Raw genomic sequence first — 405 nt, forward strand, 5'->3', positions numbered from 1 at the left:
CCATCACCATGCGCCTTCGGTATCTCCACCGCCTTCACCGGGGGCGGGAAGTAGCTGCCCGACGACATCCTGTTCCAGATCCGGTACAGATTGTTCTTCAGATCCTTCTCGAACGCGTCGACGGACTGCCCGTCCGCTCCCGGAGCGCCCTTGTTGGCCTTTACCTTCTGGTACGCCGCCCAGACAAGTCCCTTCGATATGTTGAACGGCTTCTCTGTAGACTTTGATGACCCCACTCGATCCCTCCCAGCATCGCTGGTTGCCCGAACGAACTCATCAGGATGAGCCGACCCCTTCGCTCTGCCCCCATTACAGGGGCTTCGACGCTACTACGAGCCGGTCCGCCAGCGTGTGCCGCGTCGGTACTCAGCGCCTCCAGTTTCCGCTGTACGGCGCGCTCCCTTT

At 61.2% G+C, this 405-nt stretch carries 1 pseudogene; it reads right to left on the reverse strand.

From position 1 onward, the window contains the following. Positions 1 to 236, reverse strand: a pseudogene (locus U9977_RS24305) (group II intron reverse transcriptase/maturase); the annotation flags it as partial. Between the last annotated feature and the right edge of the window lie 169 nt (positions 237 to 405).

It is taken from the genome of Protofrankia sp. Cas8, assembly GCF_963555845.1.
In the GTDB taxonomy this organism is placed as follows: Bacteria; Actinomycetota; Actinomycetes; order Frankiales; family Frankiaceae; genus Protofrankia.